Below are 19,917 nucleotides of genomic sequence, written 5' to 3'. Positions count from 1 at the left end.
TGGCGGTGGGTCTTGTGTGTCAGGGCAGGGGATGGAATTCGCCGGGGGAATTCTGGTCGGACAGGATCAGGCGGTTCATCCTGTCCACCCGCAGGGTGAACAGCCGGGGCAGTTCGCCTTTGGGGCCGGGGCAGGCATCCGTATGTTTTTCCATGACATCGATCCGCGATCCCGTCGGCGGGTCGTTCCCGTTCACCACGAACAGCAGGCAGTCCGGCTTGTCATGTGTCATGCCATTGCGCGTGACCAGCAGGCGCAGGTGCCGGATCAGCGCCGTGTCGTCGTACCAGCTTGATGAGGTGAAGGTGTAGCGGTCCACCAGCGTGTCCATGAAGCCGCTTTTGGCCAGGACGATCATCAGCAGCGACAGGGGCAGCACAAGCGCCAGCCGCCGCAGGACATGCTGGCGCAGGGTGCGCTTGGTCAGCGGCCCGCCGGGCAGGCGAAAGGATTTTTTTTGAGGGGTATCGGTCATGTCAGCATGTCCTCATGCCACAGGGCGCCATCACGGGCCAGAAGGGCGCGGGCCGAAGCGGGGCCCCAACTGCCAGCGGGGTAGGGTTCAAGCGGGGTCAGCCCCTGCTGCCAGGTGTCCAGAATGGGTTCCACCCACCGCCACGACGCATCCACCTCGTCACGGCGGATGAACAGGGCGGGGTCGCCGCGCACGGCGTCCAGCAGCAGGCGTTCGTAGGAGTCCTGATAAGCGATGGAAAAACTGTGCTCGTAGGACATGTTCAGCGTGGCGTTGCGCACCCGCAGCCCCCCGGCCCCCGGATCGCGCACCGCCATGACGAAGGACAGTTCCTCTTGCGGGGCGATGCGGATCACCAGCCGCCCGGGTGAGGGCATGTTGGTAAAGATCGGCCAGGCCTGCGGGCGGAACTGCAACACGATTTCCGTGGTCTTGGTGGCCAGGCGCTTGCCGGTGCGCAGATAGAACGGCGTGTTGCCCCAGCGCGCGGTGCGGATCTTGGTGCGGATGGCGACAAAGGTTTCCGTGCTGCTGGTATGCTTGGTGCCCAGGTCCTGCGTGTAACCCGCCACGTCCTCGCCTTTCAGGCGGCCTGCCGTGTACTGCCCGCGAATGACGTTCTGGCGCACCATGTCGGCTGTCATGGGCCGCAGGGCGTTCAGCACCTTGAGCTTTTCGTTGCGCAGGTCATCCGCGCGAAGTGACGCGGGGGCGTCCATGGCCACCATGCACAGCACCTGCAGCAGGTGGTTCTGCACCATGTCGCGCAGGGCGCCGGCCTCGTCGTAATAGGGGCCGCGACTGCCGACCCCGACTGTCTCCGCCGCCGTGATCTGCACATGCTCGATCGCTTCGGACGACCAGAGTTTTTCAAGGGCGGGGTTGGCAAAGCGCAGGGCAAGGATGTTCTGCACCCCTTCCTTGCCCAGATAATGGTCGATCCGGTAGATCGCCTCCTCGGGGAAAAAATGACCCACCCCTTCGTTCACGGCACGTGCGGTCGCAAGGCTGGTGCCAATGGGTTTTTCCAGCACCACGCGCGAAAGCGGGGTGATCAGCCCATGGGTGGACAGCGCCTGGCAGAGCGATGCGTAAAGCGCAGGCCCGGTTGCAAGGTAGAATACCCGCGTGCGTTCGGTGTCGGGCAGGGCGGCCTTTATGGCCTGCCAGTCCGCATCCGGCTGGGTGGCGTCCAGTGTTACATAGGTCAGCAGACCCAGGAAGGCGTGCAGCGTGTCTTCGTCCCGGGCGGTGTCGGGGGCGAATTCGCGCAGGTCCTGCTGGACATTGCTGCGAAAGTCGTCGTTGCCGTGGGGCGTGCGGGCCACGCAGATGATCCGCGCATCCGCCCCGAACTCACGCGCGACAAAGCGCCGTAGGAAGGCGGGCAGCAGCTTGCGACGGGTCAGGTCGCCAGTTGCGCCGAAAATAACGAAGTCGAACGCTCCGGTGCGATGAACATGAGCCATGGTGGGGTTCCAGGTGCGGGGCCGGCGCACTGCCCGTCATGTCGGGCCTGCCGTGAAAAAGACGGGATTGCGGTCCACAAGGGGTGCCATGCAATGCTGCTGCGGTTATGGGAGAGGCGTCGCATGTTTGCAAGGGCAGGTCTGTGTGGGAACATTGACCGTATGCCATTGGCGCGATAAGTCCGCGCCTTCGGTATGGGGCGCGGGCAGGCATACCCGCGACGCGACGAAAATTTCAGGTATTGTGCGAAAGAGGTTGGCTGGCCATGGATGGTGAACATTTCTCCGGTGAGGAAGACGCAAGTGTGGGCGGGATCGCCGCTGACCGGCTGAGAAGCATTATCGAGCGTGTCGAACGTCTGGAAGAAGAGCGCAAGGCGCTGGCGGGCGACATTAAAGACATTTTTACAGAGGCGAAGTCGGCCGGTTTTGATGTAAAAGTCATTCGCCAGATCATTCGCATCCGCAAGCAGGAACCAGCCGAAGTGGAAGAGCAGGAAACGCTGCTCGACATCTATCGTCGCGCGCTGGGGATGTAAGTTCGGGTGTGCCGGATTCGGGCATGCGGTAGCAGGCAGGTTCAGGTCGGTTTGCCATGATGTCATTGTCCTTTCCGGATTGGATGCCCCTGTGGGGCCAGCTTCTCATGCTGGCTGGCGGGGTTGTGTTCGGTCTTGCGTTCCTGATGATGCCTTTTGCCGTTTTCGGCGTGAAAGGCAGGCTGGCGGAACTGTCTTTCCAGGTGCAGGAACTCCAGGCCGAACTGCGCTCGCATGTCCTGCGCGGCGATGCGGCTGGCCGGGCCGATGTGCCCCCCGCGCACCTGCCCGCACAGGCTCGTGCCGGTGTGGGCTTTGCCCCTGTGGTGGAGGAGGTGCGTGTTCTCGCACCCGCCGCCGGGCCTGAACGCGGCACGGCCGAACCCGCGACGGCGGAGGTGCCCGCCCGCCCCACCCCGCGTGAACTGCCTGTTTTTCCCGAATTGCGTGCCCCGCACGTGTCAGACGCCTATGATGCCCGCCCCGATGCCCCGCCTGAGCCGCAGGCGGAGGCATATGGTGCGGCCCCTGTGCGCCGCATGCCATGGCATGAGCCCGAGCGGGTTGAAACGGGTGAGGAAATCATGCGCAGGCAGCGCGCGCCTGATGCCAATCAGCCTGCTTACCGGCCCGATTTTTCGCGCGAGCAGATGGCCAACGCCCGTTTTTCCGCCACGCGCGATACGGCTGGCGGGGCGCCTTTGTCCGCCACGCGCCAGGATGAGGCGAGGGGGCGTGTCGAGCCGGTGCTGAAATGGCCTTTTACAGCATCACCAGATCATCGCGGTGAATGATTTCGTCCCGGCCTGCGCGGCCGAGGATATCCGCCACTTCGGTTGAACGGTGGCCGGCAATGCGCCGCGCATCCTGCGCGTCGTAGCCGCTCAGGCCGTGGGCCAGAACGTGGCCGCTCATATCCACGATCTCGACCAGTTCCCCCTGTGTGAACGTGCCCCGCACGTCCAGCACGCCGGCTGGCAGCAGCGAGCCGCCATGACGCAGCGCATGGGCGGCACCCTGATCCACCATGATCTCGCCCGCCGGGGTCAGGCTGCCGGCAATCCACTGTTTGCGCGCGGTATGGGCCTGTGCCTGGGGCAGGAACCACGAACAGCGTGCCCCGTCCATCAGGGCGCGCAGGGGGTGGAGCGTGTTGCCAAGGGCAATGGCCATGGCGCAGCCCGACCGGGTGGCAATGCCTGCGGCCAGCAGCTTGGTGCGCATCCCGCCCGAGGAATAGCCGGGTGGGGGTTCGCCCCCCATGGCCTCGATCTCGGGCGTCAGGCTTTCGATAACGGGCAGGTGCTGCGCCTGCGGGTTGCTGCGGGGGTCCGCCGTGTACAGTCCGTCGATATCGGATAGCAGCACAAGCTGGTCGGCCTCGGTCATCTGCGCGACGCGGGCTGCCAGCCGGTCATTGTCACCAAAGCGGATTTCGGCTGTGGCAATGGTGTCGTTTTCGTTGATGACGGGAACGCAGCCCAGTTCCAGCAGGGTGTTCAGCGTGGCGCGTGCGTTCAGGTAGCGGCGGCGGTCTTCGGTGTCATCGGGGGTAAGCAGGAGCTGCGCTGCCGTCAGCCCCTGTTCGGACAGCACGTTGCTCCAGGCCTGTGCAAGGCGGATCTGCCCGACGGCGGCGGCGGCCTGTTTTTCAGCCAGGCGCAACGGGCCGCCTGTCAGCCCCAGGCTATGGCGGGCAAGGGCAATGGCCCCGGACGATACGACAGTCACCGTCGTGCCCTGCTGGCGCAGTACGGCGATGTCCTGCGCCACACTGGCCAGCCATGCCTGCCGGGGGGCGGCCTGCTGCGGGTCCACCACCAGTGCGCTGCCGATCTTGACAACCAGCCTGCGGGCGTTGCTCAGGCTGGGGGTGACGGTGGGCTTGCTCATTGCTCACTCCCTTGGGGCGTGAAAAATCCTGTGTGACGGCGGCACGCGGTGGCAGCCCTGAGATCGGGCGCGCGGCAGATGTTGCGTGGCGTCCGCGCCTTATATGTCCGTATCCGTGAAGTCCGTATCCCGGGGGGCCGGGGGCGGGTTGTCCTGCGCGTCCCGCCGGGCCTGGGTGACCTGATCCTGTATGATGCGCAACAGTTCGGGAATGCCCTGCCGTGTCGCGGCGGAAACCAGAAGAACCTGCGCGCCGCTGGCTTTTTCCAGCGCCACGCGCCGGGCCGACGCTTCTCGCGGGGTCATGGCGTCGTTCTTGTTCAGGGCGATGATTTCGGGCTTTTCGGCCAGGCCGCCGCCATAGGCCGCCAGTTCGTGCCGAATGGTGCGCCATGCGGCCACCACATCGCCCGCCGCGCCATCGATCAGGTGCAGCAGCAGCGCGCAGCGTTCGACATGGCCCAGAAAGCGGTCGCCCAGCCCGGTGCCTTCATGCGCGCCCTCGATCAGCCCGGGAATATCCGCAACCACGAACTCCTCGGTCATGGACAGCCGCACAACGCCAAGCTGGGGGTGCAGCGTGGTAAAGGGGTAATCCGCAATCTTGGGGCGGGCGGCCGACACGACGGACAGGAAGGTGGATTTGCCCGCATTGGGCAGGCCCACCAGCCCGACATCGGCAATCAGCTTCAGCCGCAGCCAGACCCAGCGTTCCTCGCCCGGCCAGCCCTTGTCGGAGCGGCGCGGCGCGCGGTTGGTGCTGGTCTTGTAATTGGCGTTGCCAAAACCGCCATCGCCACCCCGGCACAGGGTCACGCGCATGCCGGCCTTGTCGAGGTCGGCCAGCAGGGTCGTGCGGTCGTCATCCATGATCTGGGTGCCGATCGGCACCTGAATGACCACGGGTGCTGACGCGGCCCCCGTGCGGTCCGAGCCGGCCCCGTTGCCGCCCTTGCGGGCGCGGAAATGCTGGGTGTAGCGAAAGTCGATCAGGGTATTGAGGTTGGGCACGGCTTCAAAAATAATATCGCCGCCGCGCCCGCCGTTACCGCCGTCCGGGCCACCGAATTCGATATATTTTTCACGGCGGAAAGCGGTCACGCCATCGCCGCCGTCGCCCGAGCGGATGTAGATTTTCGCCTGATCGAGAAATTTCATGCCACACCTTCGGGGCTAACGTAATGGCCATGCCGTCTGGCCCGCAACGCGAAAAAGGGCCGAACCTTCCGGCCCGGCCCTGTTTTACGTTCCGGTTATGTGCGCGGGGCACATGCCGGAAAGTCTGGCCTGCTTACTCGGCGACCAGCGGCAGTGCTTCGACGGAAACATGCACGCGGCCTTCGCCACGGCGTTCGAAGCGGACATTGCCCTGCACCAGCGCGAACAGCGTGTGGTCGCGGCCAACGCCGACATTGACGCCAGCCTTCACCTTGGTGCCGCGCTGACGCACGATGATGTTGCCGGCGAGAACCAGCTCGCCACCGAATTTCTTGATACCCAGGCGGCGTCCGGCGCTGTCGCGCCCGTTACGGGATGAACCGCCAGCTTTCTTTTGTGCCATGACCTAAACTCCTCCGTGGTCGTGACCAGCCTGCCCCCAAAGGGTTCAGGCGGCGTTGATGTCCTGAATGCGCAGAACGGTAACCGGCTGGCGGTGGCCGTTTTTGCGGCGGCTGTTCTGCCGACGGCGCTTCTTGAAGATGATGATCTTCTTGAGACGGTCCTGGGCGATGACGGTTGCCGTCACCTTTGCGCCAGCCACGGTGGGAGCGCCGATCTTGGTGCCGTTCTCGCCGCCAACGGCCAGAACGTCGTCAAAGGTAATGGTTGCGCCGGCTTCGACTTCCAGCTTCTCAACCTTCAGCACCATGTTGGGCTCAACCCGGTACTGCTTGCCGCCCGTGCGGATAACTGCGAACATGAATTCTCTCTTTCCGATCTCTTGATCCTCGCGGCGCGTGGGGCGCAGGCGAATGATCCGCTCGCTTTTTCTTCTTTGGCCGCCTGTTGGGCGACATGCGTCCATCTTTGTGGATCAAGGGCGGCTTTTAAGGGCAGATGCCCCGCATAGTCAATAGGAATTACCCCGTATGCGAGGGTCTTGCGCATTCCGCGAAAGCATGGTTATAAGCCGCTACCCGTTGGAGAGGTGCCGGAGCGGTCGAACGGGGCGGTCTCGAAAACCGTTGTGCTAGCAATAGTACCCAGGGTTCGAATCCCTGCCTCTCCGCCATATGGCGTTCCCCCTCGTTCGTAGCTGTCGCATCCCCGGTCGGGGGCTGTGTGCGTGAACGAAGGTGTGCGCAAAAAATGCCGGGCTGTAATCCGCCAGAATTCCTGCCAGAAGTCAGACCAAAGATCAGGCCCGTATCCGGCTTGGCGTTCAGGCCCGATATAAACGGGCTGCGCGGCATTGCCGTGCTGGCTGTCGTGCTGTTCCACGTATTTCCAAAAATCAGCCCCGGAGGATTCTGCGGGGTCGATATATTTCTCGTTATTTCAGGGTATCTGATAACAGCTCATGTCGCCCATGGCCTGGAGACGGGCAGTTTCAGCTGGACCGATTTTTACGCAAGGCGCATCTGCCGTCTCGCCCCCGCGCTGATTGTGGTTCTTATGGCCGTTGCCGCGGCAGGGGCGGTGTGCCTGCTTCCCATGGAACTGGCCGATCTGGGGCTGGACGAAGCCGCTGGCGCGACATTTCTTTCCAATATTCTGCTCTGGTCGCAGCAGGGCTATTTCGACCGTTCGGCTGCCGTAAAGCCGTTGCTGCATTTATGGTCACTGGGGGTGGAGGAACAGTTCTACCTGCTCTGGCCTGTCGTTCTGGTGCTGGCGGGGGCGTCGGGCCTGCGGCGGCGGCGCGTTGTCATGGTGGTGGGTGCGCTTTCGTATGTCGCGGGGCTGGCGTGCGTCGCTCTGTCGCCCGATTTCGGGTTTTACTGGATCATGCCCCGCGCGTGGGAGTTTGCGGCCGGAGCCCTGCTGACAACGGGCCTGCCGCAGGGAACGCAGCAGGCCCGGCGTGTCATGGCGTGGGCCGGTCTGGCGGTGCTGGTCCTGTCTTTTATCCTGTTGCGGCCGAGCGCCATGTTCCCCGGTCTGACAGCGGTGTTCCCGGTCATGGGCACATGTCTGCTGATTGCGGCCGGACCCTCCGCCGGGTACGTGACCCGGGGTCTGGGGGCAGGGCCGCTGCAGGCGCTCGGGCGTATCAGTTATCCTTTATATCTGTGGCACTGGCCCCTTGTGGCGTACACCAACATTATTCATGGTGTCGCCAATACAAGGAACAGTATCGGGCTTACGGTGATCGGGGTTTCTGTCGGTTTTGCGGTTTTGACGGAATGGCTGGTCGAACGTCCTGTCCGGGGCAGGGCTTCGAAAAAAGGAACAGCCCTTGTACTTCTGGCGGCACTGTCCGGTCTGGCGCTGGCTGGCCTGATAACCTGGCACGAAAAAGGGTGGCCGGGTCGGTACGGAACCACGGCCACGGATATGGACCTAGGTAAAATCAACCTGGCCGAACGTGACGGAATTTTTCCGTGCCCCGAGCATATGCAGGTCCGCAACGAAGGGGGGCTGATTATCGGCATCTTCGGTCCGGAGCTGGGCAATCCGATCATTTTCGCGGGCGACAGCCTGCTGTTCCAGTGGACACCCCGGATCGAGACCCTGTTCCGCGAACACCGCCTTGCCCGCACTGTCATTTTCGTAGGCGGGACAACCTGCGACCCGTTTCCGGGCAGGACGTATGACGTCAAGGTTCGCTTTTGCACAAGACTGCCCGATACGGTCCTCAGGCTGGCGGTCCAGCATAAAGCCACGCAGGTTGTGATCGGCGCAAACTGGGATGCGTTTTTTACCCCGTCGCATCCCGGTTTTTCTGAAAATTTCCGGCAGGCCTGGCATTTCCTGCAATCCCTGTCGGATAACGGCGCGCGTGCGGTTTCCCTTATCGACCAGACCCCGGTGGATGAACGGTTTTCTCCGGCCACGATGGTGCAGCGGTCATTCTTTCATGTTTCGGTAAATGCCGATGCAGTGCGGGCCGGTATTCCCATGGCCGATATCCGCACGCTCGGTCCGTCACGCGGCCCCCTGGAACAGCTTGCCAAGCTGACCGGTGCGAAACTGATCGATCTGACAGCCGAAATCTGCGGGAGTGCCACACGGTGTTTTCCCCTTATGGAGGATGGAACACCGAAATTTGCCGATCTTGCGCATCTTCGCCCGGTTTTTACCCGCACGCATGTTCACGGGCTGGACAGTCTGGTTGAGTAGGACATGAAATATAGGCATGGTCGCAGGGCGCTCTGGGGGCGGGGCCCATGCCGTAAGGCGCATGTGACGGGAACTGGCTTATAGTCGCTCCGACCGATAGGCTGATGGCGATCAGGGCACTCTTTCAGTCAACGGGGCGGAAAAGCCCGTGCCTGCTCCACCGGTGATCGCTGTCTGATACGACTTATATGCGTTCCCGTTCCGGCTTGAACGGCCGGGCATGTCGGTTCAGGGGAGGGGGTGTCGTATTCCCCGCTCCGTGGCGAGCGAGGTCGCGGATAAGTCAGTATAGGGCAGATCGATAATATGATGTTTCCAGACCTGAGCGTGCAGGACTGTGCATATTGGCTGTAAGCCGGTTACGGTTAAAAGGCATGAACCCGCGATCACATCGGCAGGCCCCGCAATGCCGGGTATTGCTACCTGTGCGGGGCTGCCGCGTTGGAAAGTCCGAATGCAGGTCTTATGGCCTGAAAACCGTGTTCAGGAACGACCGGTGCCCGGTCCGGTAATTGGAACTGTACCATGAAAATTGCAATTGTCTGTGATTCGTTCAAGGAAAGTTTGAGCGCGCTCGAAGTCGCGGACGAGGTGGAGGCCGGCTTTGCGGATATTTTCACCGATGCGGTCTGTATCAAGCTACCCGCGGCAGATGGGGGAGAGGGCACGGCGGCGGCGCTGGTGCAGGCCAGCGGCGGGCAGCTTCGCCACCGCACGGTCAAAGGCCCGGCGGGCACTCCGGTGCGGGCCGGTTACGGCCTGATGGGCGATGCCCGCACGGCCGTGGTTGAAATGGCCAGTGCGGCGGGGCTCGATCTTGTACCGCGTGCGGCCCGCAACCCCCTGACCGCCACCAGCTACGGGGTGGGTGAACTGATTGCGGCTGCGCTGGATGACGGGTGCCGCCATATTATTCTCGCACTGGGTGGCAGTGCCACGAACGATGGCGGGGCGGGCATGGCCCAGGCCCTGGGTGCCCGGCTGCTGGACGCGCAGGGGCGCGATATCGCACCCGGCGGCGCGGCTCTGGCGGATCTGGCAAGCATGGACCTGTCAGCGCTCGACCCGCGTCTGGCGACCTGCGAGATCGAAGTGGCCTGCGATGTCGACAACCCCCTGACCGGCCCGGCTGGCGCGTCCGTCGTGTTCGGGCCCCAGAAAGGGGCGACGCCCGACATGGTGGCCACGCTGGATGCGGCCTTGGGTCATTTTGGCAGGGTGCTGGAAGCTGCTTTCGGGCAGGGTGTGGCCGACCGCCCCGGTGCGGGGGCGGCGGGTGGCATGGGGGCGGGGGCTATGGTCTTTCTCAAGGCGCGTCTGCGCCCGGGGGTCGAGATCGTGACCGACGCGCTGGGGCTGGATGCCATTCTGGCCGATGTCGATCTGGTCATAACGGGTGAGGGCCGGCTGGACGGGCAGACCGTGCGTGGCAAAACCCCGGTGGGTGTCGCGCGCGTTGCCAGGCGGCACGGCAAGCCGGTGATTGCGCTGGCCGGCGCATTGGGCGACGGGCATGACGCCGTTTACCCGTGCGGGATCGATGCGGTGTTCAGTGTCGTGAACGGCCCGTGCAGTCTGGAGGACGCATTGTCCCGCGCACGCGCCAATATCCGCCGCACGGCCCGCAATATCGCTGCTGTCATACGTCTGTCGGGCCAGTTGGGGGTGTGAGCCGCCCGCCAGTCCGGGGCGCGGTAATTGAGGGGCGGGGGCCTGGGGGGGGGGGGCGCCCCCCGCCCGCCGGGGGGGGGTAATTGGGGGGCCCGGCGCGGGGGGGTGGGGCGGATGGTGCGCCGCTTGCATGCGGGCGTCTGTGTCGGAGGCGGCAGGATTCGGGGGTGTCGCGCCGGGGCGCGCGGGTGGGCATGTATCCATGCTCGCAGCCCAAGTGTCTCAGCCGTGAAACACTCTGTTCATCCGCGGACAAACTGCTGTGATCGCCCGCACTCCTGAGTTGGAGAAAATCGCATCTTTCAAGAATGAATACCGCCATGGCTCACGCCGTACCGAATGAACCGACAGGACCAGCGACTGGGGGACGGCGGTGCGGCGCGACGTGGTTCAAAGGTATGATAAGATGCAGCAAAGTCATGCAAGAACGTGGTCCGTCATAACGGCTGTGCTGTTCGGCGCGTTCGGATTGTTTCTTTTGGTCGGTGGGACGGAACTGCTCGTGCTGGGTGGTTCGTGGTTCTACGCCCTGGCGGGTGTGGCGCTGCTTGCGGCCGCCGTCATGGGGTTTCGCAGGCCTGTTATGGCCATGCGGCTTTACGCCGCTTTTCTCGTTGTCGCGACCGTGTGGTCCCTGGCGGAGGTCGGGTTCAACATCTGGGGGCTTGAGGTCAGGTTGCTGACGCTCATGGGGCTTGGCGCGTGGCTGCTGCTGCCCGGTGTGTGGCGTACTGCGCCAAACTGGCTGGCCGACAAGCGCGAGGTGGCTGGCGCTCTGGCTTTTTCCTTTGTGGTCGTGTTTGCAAGCTGCTTTGCGTCCTATTCGATCGACGGCACGGTTCCGGCCGATCGCATGGCGGCGGCGGTGCCGGACCTCAAGGACGGTCAACCCGCGGGGGACTGGCGGTATTACGGCCGCAATGCGCAGGGCGAACGCTACAGCCCGCTTGGCCAGATCACGCCCGCCAATGTCGCGCATCTGAAACGGGCATGGATGACCCGGACAGGGGACATCCAGCAGGCGGGTGAAGCCGTGGTGGCGGGGCCGGACGCAGGGCACGAGTTCAATCTGGAACTGACCCCCATCAAGGTGGGCGATACGCTGTATATGTGCACGCCCCATAGCTGGGTGATGGCCATGGATGCCGCGACCGGCAGAATCAAATGGAAATATGACCCGCATCCCGCCAAGGCCGATCTGGACAGCAACGTGTATCTGGCGTGCCGGGGCGTGTCTTATTACCGTATTCCCGACGAAATCCAGACCTCCTGCCGCGAACGGATCTATTCCCCCGTGGCCGATGCAAGGATTGTGGCGGTCAACGCCCAGACCGGCCAGCCCTGTGAGGATTTTGGCGATCACGGGTTCATTTCCATGCGGGATTACCTGGGGAACGTGCCGCTGGGCTTTCATTTCATTACCTCGCCGCCTCTGGTCATGAAGAACCGCCTGATCACGGGTGGGTGGATTTTTGACAACCAGGCCAATTTCGAACCGTCGGGGGCCGTGCGCGCGTTCGACGCCACAACAGGCAAGATCGCCTGGGTCTGGGATGCGGGACATACGCCCGAGACCTTCACCCCCAACCCCGGTGACATGCTGACGCGTGACACGCCCAACGCCTGGGGCGTTTACACGGCGGACCCGGAACTGGGGCTGGTCTATCTGGGCACGGGCAATGCGCCGCCCGATAACTGGGGCGGTTCACGCCGACCGTTCGACGACGCGATATCCAGCGCGACGGTGGCACTGGATATTGTCAGCGGTGAACGTCGCTGGCTGTATCAGACCGTCCATCACGACCTGTGGGACATGGATATTCCCTCCGGCCCGTCCATGGTCGATCTGCCCGGCCCCGATGGCACGACCATTCCCGCACTGGTGCAGAGCACTAAACGTGGCGAATTTTTTGTGCTCGACCGTCGCACCGGGCAGACCGTGCCGGGTTACCCCGTGGTGGAAAAGCCAGTGCCTACAGCCGGTCACGCGCCGGACGACCGGGTATCGCCCACGCAGCCGTACCCGACCGCCATGCCCAGCCTGACCCCGCCCGATCTGAAAGAGGCGGATATGTGGGGTGCGACCCTGCTGGATCAGATGATCTGCCGTATAGAATACCGCCAGTCCGCGTATGACGGGCAGTTTACCCCGCCGCATGTGGGCAGGACCACCATTGTGTACCCGGCATTTTACGGTGTGGTGGACTGGCAGGGCATTACCATCGACCCGGCGCGCAAACTCCTGTTCGCCAATTCCAGCTATCTGCCGTTCCGCATCAAGCTCGACCATCGCACCAGCCTGGAGCAGGAAGGCGTGCTGCCCAAATGGACCGGCCAGGGGAACGAGCCTGCTGCCAAGGGGAATGCGCTGGCCATTTCCCCCGATTACGGCACGCCTTACGTGGCTTATACCAACCCGTGGCTGAACCCGCTGCAAATTCCGTGCAAGGGGCCTGTCTGGGGCACGATTACCGCGATCGATCTGGTCAGCAAAAAGATCGTCTGGCAGCACCCTGTCGGCACCACGCGGGATACGGGGCCGTTCAGAACCCATAACAATATCCCGCTGCCGACCGGCATGTACAATATCGGCGGCAGTATCGTGACCCGGGGTGGCGTGGTGTTCATGGGCGCTACGGCGGACGATTACCTGCGCGCCTTCGATGTCGCGACAGGCGATGTGATCTGGAGCGACCGTCTGCCAGCCGGCGGGCAGGCAACCCCCATGTCCTACGAAAGTGGTGGCAGGCAGTATGTGGTCATGGCGGCTGGCGGCCATGGTGGCCTGGGCACGCGTAGCGGCGACTACATTATCGCCTACACGCTCGACGGCCAGCAGGGGAACAGCGCCCCGTAACGCCCATATCCCGGCCGGGTCGTCCCGGTCGGGCCAGGCATTTCAAATCTCCTGTGAGAACAGGGCGTGCAGCCACCCGGCACCCTTTGGGCAAGGGTGGCTGCACGGTGGAGAGATATCATGCGTTTTTCCAGCAGATATGGCCGGGCCGCCCGGGTGCTGGGCCTGTATGCGCCCGCTCTGTGCGTGATCGTGGCGGGGGGCGCCCGCGCGGCGGATGTGACGCTGGGGATCATCGGCCCGCACGAATACGATCTGCCGGTCGATTTCAAACCGTTCAACGTGCTGGTCCAGTATGGGAACGGCAATGCGGCGGGCAACACCTATAATGGCAGCGGCCAGCGCAACCCGGCACATGGCGGCAGCCATACCTGGTCTGGCATGACGAAATACGTCCATTTCCGCAGTTTTGACGCCATTCCGCATGTGGGCTTCGCTTTCGAACTCATTCAGGGCGAAAGCTACACGCTTGCCGGGGGCACGAATTACGGCGGGCTTGGCGGGACCATTGTGGGGCCAGCGGCATGGTTCAAACCCGATGCCCACAGCACTTTCGGTTTTCAGACATTCATGCAGACGCCCTCTGGCACGCGGGATACGCTGGCCGCCGGGTACTGGTCCAACATTTCCAGCTTTATCTTCGATTACGAATGGCGGCACTTCAGCTTCGACGGGGATGCGGGAACCGTCGTGGGCTCGACAAAGCACAGGCCGGGGCAGGACAGTTATTTCCCCGGCGTGGTGTTCTACAGCAACCTGCGGTTCAGCTGGAAAGCGACACGGCTTGTGGAACCGTTCTTTGCGCTCGACTGGCAGAATGTGACCGGCACCTACAATCATTCCCGCCATCGCTACGTGGACAATTCCAGCAGCCGTGAAGTCGCGCCGGGTGTCGGGATCATGTTCAACATCAACAGGCGTTTCAGTTTTACGGCGCGGTACACCCATTCGGTGGAAGGGCGGAATGTTCCCGAAAGCAACGCGTATTATGTGAAATTCGTCTATCTGTGGCCCTGATTGCAGGCAGGCGCACATACCTTGTCGATCTCGTGCTGGCTATAGTGCCTGTGTATAAATGGCCGAATCAGCGACAGTCTTATATTGTTTTCCTATAATTCATAAAAAAGAACGGGCTTGGGGCCGGGGTTCCTGCCAGACTGGTTTTTGGTCCCTGACCCCATGGAGACATGTGAGAGATGAGTGTGCCAGGCGGGGACCCGCGCGAGGCGTTGGCGTCTTCTTCGAGCGAGGTGGTGCGGTCGTGGCAGAGATGCCAGGCAACCTACAACCTCGACCCGGCCCAGACATGGGCGGCCGATGTCCTGTCCAGCATGGAGTTTCGCTATATCAATGAACGCTCGGCCTTTCTGCTCAGCGTGGCAATTCCGGAAATGCAGCGCCTGTATGCGATGGTGCGCGACCTGGGGCTGATGGTCCTGCTTTCGGACCCGCAGGCGGTTATTCTGGCCCGCTGCATTGGCGAAAACCATAAGGCCGTCTGCCGCCGCCTGCGCCTGCAGGAAGGGGCGATCTGGGATGAAGGGGCCGCCGGCACGAATGGTGTCGGCACCGTGCTCAAGGATGGCTGCCCCATCACCCTGACGCGGGGCGATCACTGGCGGTTCTGTTTTTCCCTGCTTGAAAGCCATGCCGCCCCCATATTCGGCGAGCACGGGCAGACCCTGGGCGTGCTCAACCTTGCCACGTTCAGCACCACCACCACGCGCCCGCTCGCCCCCGTGTTGATGGAAACCCTGTGCCAGGCGGCCCGCAGGATAGAGGAGCAGATCCTGCGCAATGCCTGTCCGGGGCAGCGTATCGTGGCCCTTGGGCTGGCGGGTGGCCCATCCGCGCCACTGGTGGCCATGAACGACGGCGGCATGGTGACCGGGGCCACGCGTGCGGCGCGCACCCTTATGGGCTGGCCGGAAAAAATGGACGGCACAGGCCCGGCCACGGTCATGAAACTGTCTGACGGGCCCATGACATTCCGTATGGCGGAAGAGCAGGTCGTGCGCACGGCACTCAGTCTGGCGCGTGGCAATGTCACGAACGCGGCCCGGCGGCTGGGTATCAGCCGTGCGACATTCTACCGCAAGCTCAAGACTTTCCAGACCGGGGGTGGGCAGGACTGCTGAACGGGCAGGCGTGCTCTACCCGGCCGGGTTATGTCTGGCCGGGTCATGCGCCGGCCAGACTGCTCCGGGTGGCCGGCTGCGGGTTGTGCCACAATCCATGACGGGTGGCGCAGACTGCTGCTAGGGCCGATGCCGCCCAAGGTGGTGCGGCCTGATCCGGGGCGATCAATGGGGCTTGCGCCAGAGTGCTTCGTGCCAGAGTGGTCTGAACCAGAGTGCGTCGCGCTACAGTGCTCGTGCCGGGTGGTTCTCGTCAGATCTGTTCGATGGTTGAAAAATCGAATGTCTGGCCCGGCGGGTTCTCACCCAGGCGCAGGGTGGTGGGTGTGGGCATGACATAAGGGGGTACGGGCAGGTTGTAAGGGGCGGGCACGTCCTTGTAGACCCGGCCGGCCAGGTCGAAATGCGAGCCATGGCAGGGGCAGGTATACCCGCCCGGCGCCGCGCTGTCGGCGCTGCCTGCGGTCTGCGCGGCCGTGTAGCTGGGTACGCAGCCCAGATGTGTGCATATGCCGACATACACGCCGTATTCGGGCACGAGCGAGCGGTGCCAGTTGCGGGCATAGGGGGGTTGCTGGCGGGCGGTGGACTCGGCGTCGCGCAGGTTCTGGTTCAGTTCCGGGTTTTGCAGGGCGGCCAGCGTTTCGGGCGTTCGGCGTACGATGAACACCGGCTTGCCCTGCCATGCCGCTGTCATCTGCTGGCCGGGGGCCAGTCTGGAAATATCGATATCCACCGGCAGGTGTGCTGCCAGACTGTCCTGTGGTGTCAGGCTTTCCACAAACGGTATGGCGCAGGCGGCCAGCCCTGTAACGGTGCCTGTGGTGGCGACAAGACCCAGAAAATCACGGCGCCCGGTTGATGACCCGGCACTGGTCCCGCCGTCTGGCGTCGTGTCTGCCGCGCTGGTGCCGGGCTGCGCGGCACATGCGGGAGGCTGTGCGGCAGCGGGTTCGGGCCTGTCTGTGCGGGGCGTGCGGGAGTCTGTCGGCTGGGTCATGGTTGTGCGTGCTTGGCCTTGTTCACGATGCGGGCGCATCAGTCCCGCGCCAATTTGCCCGCTCCGCCCGGCAAGGGCAAGCTGGCGCAAATGTGTAGCACCCGGCGTCGGGTCCCGTACTGGCACGGTTTTGCGGCAAGAAAGCCCGGGAACGACCTGAAGGGAGCCCCGTGGGCGCAGTCGGGTGCGGCGGGCTGCACTGGCCTCTGGTGTGGTGTGGGTCTGTCGATGTGGCTGGCTGTGCATTCATAACCGTGTGTTAAGTAAGGTATAAGGGGTTTTACTCTTGCAAGATGGTGAGATTAGCCCCATCATAAATGAATAACCGCAGAAATGCGGGTAAGACGTTCTCAGGGCGGGGTGAAAATCCCTACCGGCGGTAAGCATTGCCTTGGCACTGCAAGCCCGCGAGCGCCTGCTTATGCAGGGTCAGCAGATCCGGTGCAAATCCGGAGCCGACGGTCACAGTCCGGATGGGAGAGAACGCGAGAGGGAAATGCACAGCCGTGCCCTTATGCCTGCGCATAGGGAATGCGGCGGGTGCAACGTCCTTCTGCCGCCCTGAGTCTGTCTGATGTGTGGTTTTTTGGACAGGACCGAGGGTGAACAACGTTCAGCATTCCTTTGCATATGACATGCCCCATGGGATCGGCGCCGCCTTTGCGCTTGCCGTGTCCGAGGCATGGCGTTTTGCGGGGCAGACGGCACCCAACCCCCCGGTGGGCTGTGTGCTGCTGGACGCGCAGGGTGTCGTGCTGGTTATTGCCGCCCATCACCGCGCGGGAGAATGGCATGCCGAACGGCTGGCGGTGGAGCAGGCCCGCGCCCTGGGTGTCGTGGACCGTATCCATAGCGCCGTAGTCACGCTTGAACCGTGCAACCATACAGGTCGCACTCCCCCCTGCACCGAGGCCCTGCTGTCCACCCCCGTGCAAACCATCTGGGTCGGTTGCGCCGATCCCAATACCCATGTGCAGGGTGGTGGTGGCGCGCATTTGCAGGCTGCCGGGCGTGACGTGCGCTGGCTGGCCCGCAGCGCGAACGGGGCCGAGGCCTTGGCGCAATGCCGCGCGCTGATAGCGCCTTTCGCCAGCAAGGTGGCAAAGGGCCGGCCGTGGATTACCGTCAAGCAGGCGCTGGACAGCCGTGGTTCCATGATCCCGCCTGCGGGGCGCACCACCTTTACCACCCCGGCATCCCTCCGCTTTGCCCATGCGCTGCGCCGCGTGACCGATGGCGTGATTACGGCCACCGGCACTGTGCGCGCAGACAGGCCCGGCCTTGGCGTGCGCCATGTCGAAGACCACCCCGCCCGCCGCCGGCTGCTGGTGATCTGCGGGCAGGAGACCAATACCCCCGCAGACTGGCTGGACAGCGCGCAGCAGCGTTTTGACGTACGCTTCTGCCCCGACTGTACCGATCTCGCCCCCCTTCTGGCCGGGACCGACGCCCTGTGGCTGCTGGTGGAGGCAGGCCCGACCCTGCTGGCCGCCCTGCGCGCGCAGGGCCTGTGGGACGACTGGCTGACAATCCGCCACGACACGGACGGGCAGGACCATCTTTCGGTCATGACCCGGCACGACACCACTCCCCTTTCCCTGTTTGCGGAATGGGCGCACTGCACGCAGGAGCACGTATGTTTTCCGGTATCGTAGAATCCCTGGGCCAGATCGTTGAACTGGAGCGCCAGCCCCAGTCGCTCATGCTGGAGGTCGAAACCGGCCTGACCGACGTGGCCGAGGGCGAGAGCATTGCCGTCAACGGTGTGTGCCTGACCGCCGTGGCCCCTGTGGCCAGCGGGCCGGTACGTTTTTTCGTCAGCCGCGAAACGCTGGACTGTACCACGCTCGGGCGGCTGGAAATGGGCGGCCATGTCAACCTTGAACGCGCGGTTACCCCCGCCACGCGGCTTTCGGGCCATATCGTGCAGGGGCATGTAGATGGCGTGGCCCGCTTTGTGGCCTGCACCCCGGTGGGCGATGCCCGCCGTGTGGAGTTCGAGGTGCCGGCCGGGCTGCGCCGCTACATGGTGGAAAAAGGGTCTGTCGCGCTGGACGGTATCAGCCTGACGCTGAACGAACTCGGCCCGGAACAGAACGGTGTGTTCCGGATCGCCCTGATGATCATCCCCCATACGTGGGACCACACGACGCTCGGCACGCTGAGCGTGGGGGATACGGTCAATATCGAAGTCGACGTGATTGCAAAATACGTGGAGGCACAATGCCGGACAAAGTAATGAACGACCGCGCAGGTCTCCACCGGCCGTCCGCCGCGCTGTCTGACGCCGTGGCTGCCCTGCGGGCCGGGCGCATGGTCATCATGGTCGATGACGAGGACCGCGAGAACGAGGGCGATCTGGTCATGGCGGCGCAGTACATGACGCCCGCTGCCATGAACTTCATGATCACCCATGCCCGCGGTCTGGTCTGCCTGCCCCTGCCGCCCGAACATGTGGACCGGCTGGGTCTGTCCATGATGGTGCGCCAGAGCGAGAACACCGCCCGGCACGGCACGGGGTTCACGGTCTCGATCGAAGCGCGTGAGGGGGTCAGCACCGGTATTTCCGCCGCCGATCGCGCCCATACGGTGCAGGTGGCCGCAGCGGACGCGGCAACGGCCGCCGATATTGCAACACCGGGGCATATCTTTCCGCTCCGTGCGGTGCCCGGCGGCGTGCTGGAGCGGATCGGCCATACCGAAGGCTCGATCGACCTGCTGCGCCTGGCCGGGCTGAAGCCCGCCGCCGTGATCTGCGAAGTCCTGAACGAAGACGGCACCATGGCCCGCCGCCCGGAACTGGAGGTCTTTGGCGCCCGCCACGCCATGCCCATCATCTCCATCGCGGAACTGGTGGAATGGATCGCGGCCAACGGGCTTGCGGCCCTTCCCGAAAGCACGCCCACAGCGCCCGAGCCGGTGGCTGTCGGTTCTGTGTCCGATCTGGCGCAGGCGGCGCTGCCCAGCAGCTACGGCGGGGATGACCTGCTGATCCATGCTTTCCGTGACGATCGCGGGGTAGAACACGTGGCACTGGTCAAAGGCGATGTCGGGGCGGCAGGCGCGGTGCCTGTGGTGCGCCTGCATTCGGAATGCGTGACGGGCGATGCGCTGGGGTCCCTGCGCTGCGACTGCGGTTCCCAGCTTCAGGCCGCGCTACGGACCATTGGCAAGGCCGAATGCGGCGTGCTGGTGTACGTGCGCGGGCATGAAGGGCGCGGGATCGGTCTTGTCAACAAGATCCGGGCCTATGAACTGCAGGATGCCGGGCTGGATACGGTTGACGCCAACCACCGCCTTGGGTTCGCGACCGATGCGCGCGACTGGCGTGCCGCGGCCAGCATCCTGCGCGAACTGGGTGTGGCGGAACTGGACCTGCTGACCAACAACCCCGAGAAGGTGCGCGCGCTTGAGGCGCGGGGTTTTGCCGTGCGCCAGCGCGTCGGGCTTGAAGTGTCGCCCAATGTGTTCAATCGTGCCTATCTGCATGCCAAGCGGCAGCGGATGGGGCACCATCTCAGCGGTTTTTCCGCCTCATCCGCCGATCACAAGGCGTTGGCCTGAGTTTTTGACCAGGGCTGAATTTTACCA

The 19,917-nt window shown here is 63.9% G+C and carries 17 protein-coding genes, 1 tRNA gene and 1 riboswitch; of the genes, 11 read left to right on the top strand and 7 right to left on the bottom strand.

The features are described from left to right. Nucleotides 1–19 precede the first annotated feature (19 nt). Nucleotides 20–475 (bottom strand): hypothetical protein, encoded by a 456-nt coding sequence (locus tag ABF990_RS06090; RefSeq protein ID WP_415492496.1) that lies wholly within the window; start codon nucleotides 473–475, stop codon nucleotides 20–22. Beyond that, nucleotides 472–1,944 carry a glucose-6-phosphate dehydrogenase gene (zwf, locus tag ABF990_RS06085; RefSeq protein WP_415500605.1) on the bottom strand — a complete coding sequence of 491 codons (1,473 nt, stop codon included), beginning with the start codon at nucleotides 1,942–1,944 and terminating at the stop codon, nucleotides 472–474. Before zwf ends, ABF990_RS06090 begins: the two co-directional genes overlap by 4 nt. A gap of 266 nt (nucleotides 1,945–2,210) precedes the next feature. Between zwf and ABF990_RS06080 the strand changes: the two genes are divergently transcribed. After that, nucleotides 2,211–2,483 carry a DUF2312 domain-containing protein gene (locus tag ABF990_RS06080; protein WP_207847181.1) on the top strand — a complete coding sequence of 91 codons (273 nt, stop codon included), beginning with the start codon at nucleotides 2,211–2,213 and terminating at the stop codon, nucleotides 2,481–2,483. Between the two features lie 56 nt (nucleotides 2,484–2,539). Beyond that, nucleotides 2,540–3,277 (top strand): hypothetical protein, encoded by a 738-nt coding sequence (locus tag ABF990_RS06075; protein WP_415500606.1) that lies wholly within the window; start codon nucleotides 2,540–2,542, stop codon nucleotides 3,275–3,277. On the opposite strand, the gene proB is transcribed toward ABF990_RS06075, so the two are convergent. The 4 genes from proB to rplU form a co-directional block, all read right to left on the bottom strand. After that, entirely contained in the window at nucleotides 3,246–4,376 is a 1,131-nt protein-coding gene (gene proB, locus ABF990_RS06070) for a glutamate 5-kinase (protein ID WP_415500607.1), read from the bottom strand. The genes ABF990_RS06075 and proB overlap by 32 nt on opposite strands. A 99-nt stretch (nucleotides 4,377–4,475) precedes the next feature. Then, entirely contained in the window at nucleotides 4,476–5,534 is a 1,059-nt protein-coding gene (obgE, locus tag ABF990_RS06065) for a GTPase ObgE (RefSeq protein ID WP_415500608.1), read from the bottom strand. Between the two features lie 133 nt (nucleotides 5,535–5,667). Then, nucleotides 5,668–5,937, bottom strand: coding sequence for a 50S ribosomal protein L27 (gene rpmA / locus ABF990_RS06060; RefSeq protein WP_415492451.1), 270 nt, complete (start codon nucleotides 5,935–5,937; stop codon nucleotides 5,668–5,670). 45 nt (nucleotides 5,938–5,982) lie between these two features. Beyond that, nucleotides 5,983–6,297, bottom strand: coding sequence for a 50S ribosomal protein L21 (gene rplU / locus ABF990_RS06055; RefSeq protein WP_415492452.1), 315 nt, complete (start codon nucleotides 6,295–6,297; stop codon nucleotides 5,983–5,985). A gap of 222 nt (nucleotides 6,298–6,519) precedes the next feature. On the opposite strand from rplU, the gene ABF990_RS06050 reads away from it, so the two are divergent. From ABF990_RS06050 to ABF990_RS06025, 6 genes are all read left to right on the top strand, one after another. Further along, nucleotides 6,520–6,609 (top strand) — tRNA-Ser (locus ABF990_RS06050). A gap of 77 nt (nucleotides 6,610–6,686) precedes the next feature. Further along, nucleotides 6,687–8,660: an acyltransferase family protein gene (locus ABF990_RS06045; RefSeq protein ID WP_415492453.1), complete on the top strand. Its 1,974-nt coding sequence runs from the start codon at nucleotides 6,687–6,689 to the stop codon at nucleotides 8,658–8,660. Between the two features lie 525 nt (nucleotides 8,661–9,185). Then, on the top strand, nucleotides 9,186–10,331 hold the full coding sequence (locus ABF990_RS06040; protein ID WP_415506522.1) for a glycerate kinase: 1,146 nt from the start codon (nucleotides 9,186–9,188) through the stop codon (nucleotides 10,329–10,331). 406 nt (nucleotides 10,332–10,737) lie between these two features. Continuing rightward, the gene (locus ABF990_RS06035; RefSeq protein ID WP_415500703.1) at nucleotides 10,738–13,188 is read left to right on the top strand and encodes a membrane-bound PQQ-dependent dehydrogenase, glucose/quinate/shikimate family; all 2,451 of its coding nucleotides are present in this window, start codon (nucleotides 10,738–10,740) and stop codon (nucleotides 13,186–13,188) included. 120 nt (nucleotides 13,189–13,308) lie between these two features. Further along, the gene (locus ABF990_RS06030; protein ID WP_415500704.1) at nucleotides 13,309–14,205 is read left to right on the top strand and encodes a transporter; all 897 of its coding nucleotides are present in this window, start codon (nucleotides 13,309–13,311) and stop codon (nucleotides 14,203–14,205) included. Between the two features lie 179 nt (nucleotides 14,206–14,384). Continuing rightward, nucleotides 14,385–15,326, top strand: a complete 942-nt coding sequence (locus ABF990_RS06025) for a helix-turn-helix domain-containing protein (RefSeq protein WP_415491339.1) — start codon at nucleotides 14,385–14,387, stop codon at nucleotides 15,324–15,326. A 253-nt stretch (nucleotides 15,327–15,579) separates the two neighbouring features. Here ABF990_RS06025 and petA read toward each other — a convergent pair whose 3' ends face one another. Continuing rightward, on the bottom strand, nucleotides 15,580–16,326 hold the full coding sequence (gene petA, locus ABF990_RS06020; RefSeq protein ID WP_415500705.1) for a ubiquinol-cytochrome c reductase iron-sulfur subunit: 747 nt from the start codon (nucleotides 16,324–16,326) through the stop codon (nucleotides 15,580–15,582). A gap of 342 nt (nucleotides 16,327–16,668) precedes the next feature. Beyond that, nucleotides 16,669–16,815, top strand: a riboswitch (FMN riboswitch). 113 nt (nucleotides 16,816–16,928) lie between these two features. On the opposite strand from petA, the gene ribD reads away from it, so the two are divergent. Genes ribD through ribB form a run of 3 tightly spaced genes read left to right on the top strand, consistent with a single transcriptional unit; the run spans nucleotide 16,929 to nucleotide 19,890 of the window. Then, nucleotides 16,929–17,981: a bifunctional diaminohydroxyphosphoribosylaminopyrimidine deaminase/5-amino-6-(5-phosphoribosylamino)uracil reductase RibD gene (gene ribD, locus ABF990_RS06015; RefSeq protein ID WP_415500706.1), complete on the top strand. Its 1,053-nt coding sequence runs from the start codon at nucleotides 16,929–16,931 to the stop codon at nucleotides 17,979–17,981. Continuing rightward, nucleotides 17,963–18,565 carry a riboflavin synthase gene (locus ABF990_RS06010; RefSeq protein WP_415500707.1) on the top strand — a complete coding sequence of 201 codons (603 nt, stop codon included), beginning with the start codon at nucleotides 17,963–17,965 and terminating at the stop codon, nucleotides 18,563–18,565. The genes ribD and ABF990_RS06010 overlap by 19 nt, the downstream gene beginning before the upstream one ends. Beyond that, nucleotides 18,565–19,890 (top strand): 3,4-dihydroxy-2-butanone-4-phosphate synthase, encoded by a 1,326-nt coding sequence (gene ribB / locus ABF990_RS06005; protein ID WP_415500708.1) that lies wholly within the window; start codon nucleotides 18,565–18,567, stop codon nucleotides 19,888–19,890. Before ABF990_RS06010 ends, ribB begins: the two co-directional genes overlap by 1 nt. Nucleotides 19,891–19,917: the final 27 nt, after the last annotated feature.

The sequence above is a fragment of the Acetobacter sp. genome (assembly GCF_047723915.1).
GTDB lineage: Bacteria > Pseudomonadota > Alphaproteobacteria > Acetobacterales > Acetobacteraceae > Acetobacter.
The sequence above is the reverse complement of the archived record's forward strand: the minus strand, read 5'-3'. Positions and strand labels throughout refer to the sequence as shown.

Bases quoted from the DNA above. Each gene is read 5' to 3' on its own strand.
- ABF990_RS06090 (WP_415492496.1), bottom strand. From the start codon at position 475: ATGACCGATACCCCTCAAAAAAAATCCTTTCGCCTGCCCGGCGGGCCG.
- zwf (WP_415500605.1), bottom strand. From the start codon at position 1,944: ATGGCTCATGTTCATCGCACCGGAGCGTTCGACTTCGTTATTTTCGGC.
- ABF990_RS06080 (WP_207847181.1), top strand. From the start codon at position 2,211: ATGGATGGTGAACATTTCTCCGGTGAGGAAGACGCAAGTGTGGGCGGG.
- ABF990_RS06075 (WP_415500606.1), top strand. From the start codon at position 2,540: ATGATGTCATTGTCCTTTCCGGATTGGATGCCCCTGTGGGGCCAGCTT.
- proB (WP_415500607.1), bottom strand. From the start codon at position 4,376: ATGAGCAAGCCCACCGTCACCCCCAGCCTGAGCAACGCCCGCAGGCTG.
- obgE (WP_415500608.1), bottom strand. From the start codon at position 5,534: ATGAAATTTCTCGATCAGGCGAAAATCTACATCCGCTCGGGCGACGGC.
- rpmA (WP_415492451.1), bottom strand. From the start codon at position 5,937: ATGGCACAAAAGAAAGCTGGCGGTTCATCCCGTAACGGGCGCGACAGC.
- rplU (WP_415492452.1), bottom strand. From the start codon at position 6,297: ATGTTCGCAGTTATCCGCACGGGCGGCAAGCAGTACCGGGTTGAGCCC.
- ABF990_RS06045 (WP_415492453.1), top strand. From the start codon at position 6,687: ATGCCGGGCTGTAATCCGCCAGAATTCCTGCCAGAAGTCAGACCAAAG.
- ABF990_RS06040 (WP_415506522.1), top strand. From the start codon at position 9,186: ATGAAAATTGCAATTGTCTGTGATTCGTTCAAGGAAAGTTTGAGCGCG.
- ABF990_RS06035 (WP_415500703.1), top strand. From the start codon at position 10,738: ATGCAGCAAAGTCATGCAAGAACGTGGTCCGTCATAACGGCTGTGCTG.
- ABF990_RS06030 (WP_415500704.1), top strand. From the start codon at position 13,309: ATGCGTTTTTCCAGCAGATATGGCCGGGCCGCCCGGGTGCTGGGCCTG.
- ABF990_RS06025 (WP_415491339.1), top strand. From the start codon at position 14,385: ATGAGTGTGCCAGGCGGGGACCCGCGCGAGGCGTTGGCGTCTTCTTCG.
- petA (WP_415500705.1), bottom strand. From the start codon at position 16,326: ATGACCCAGCCGACAGACTCCCGCACGCCCCGCACAGACAGGCCCGAA.
- ABF990_RS06010 (WP_415500707.1), top strand. From the start codon at position 17,963: ATGTTTTCCGGTATCGTAGAATCCCTGGGCCAGATCGTTGAACTGGAG.
- ribB (WP_415500708.1), top strand. From the start codon at position 18,565: ATGAACGACCGCGCAGGTCTCCACCGGCCGTCCGCCGCGCTGTCTGAC.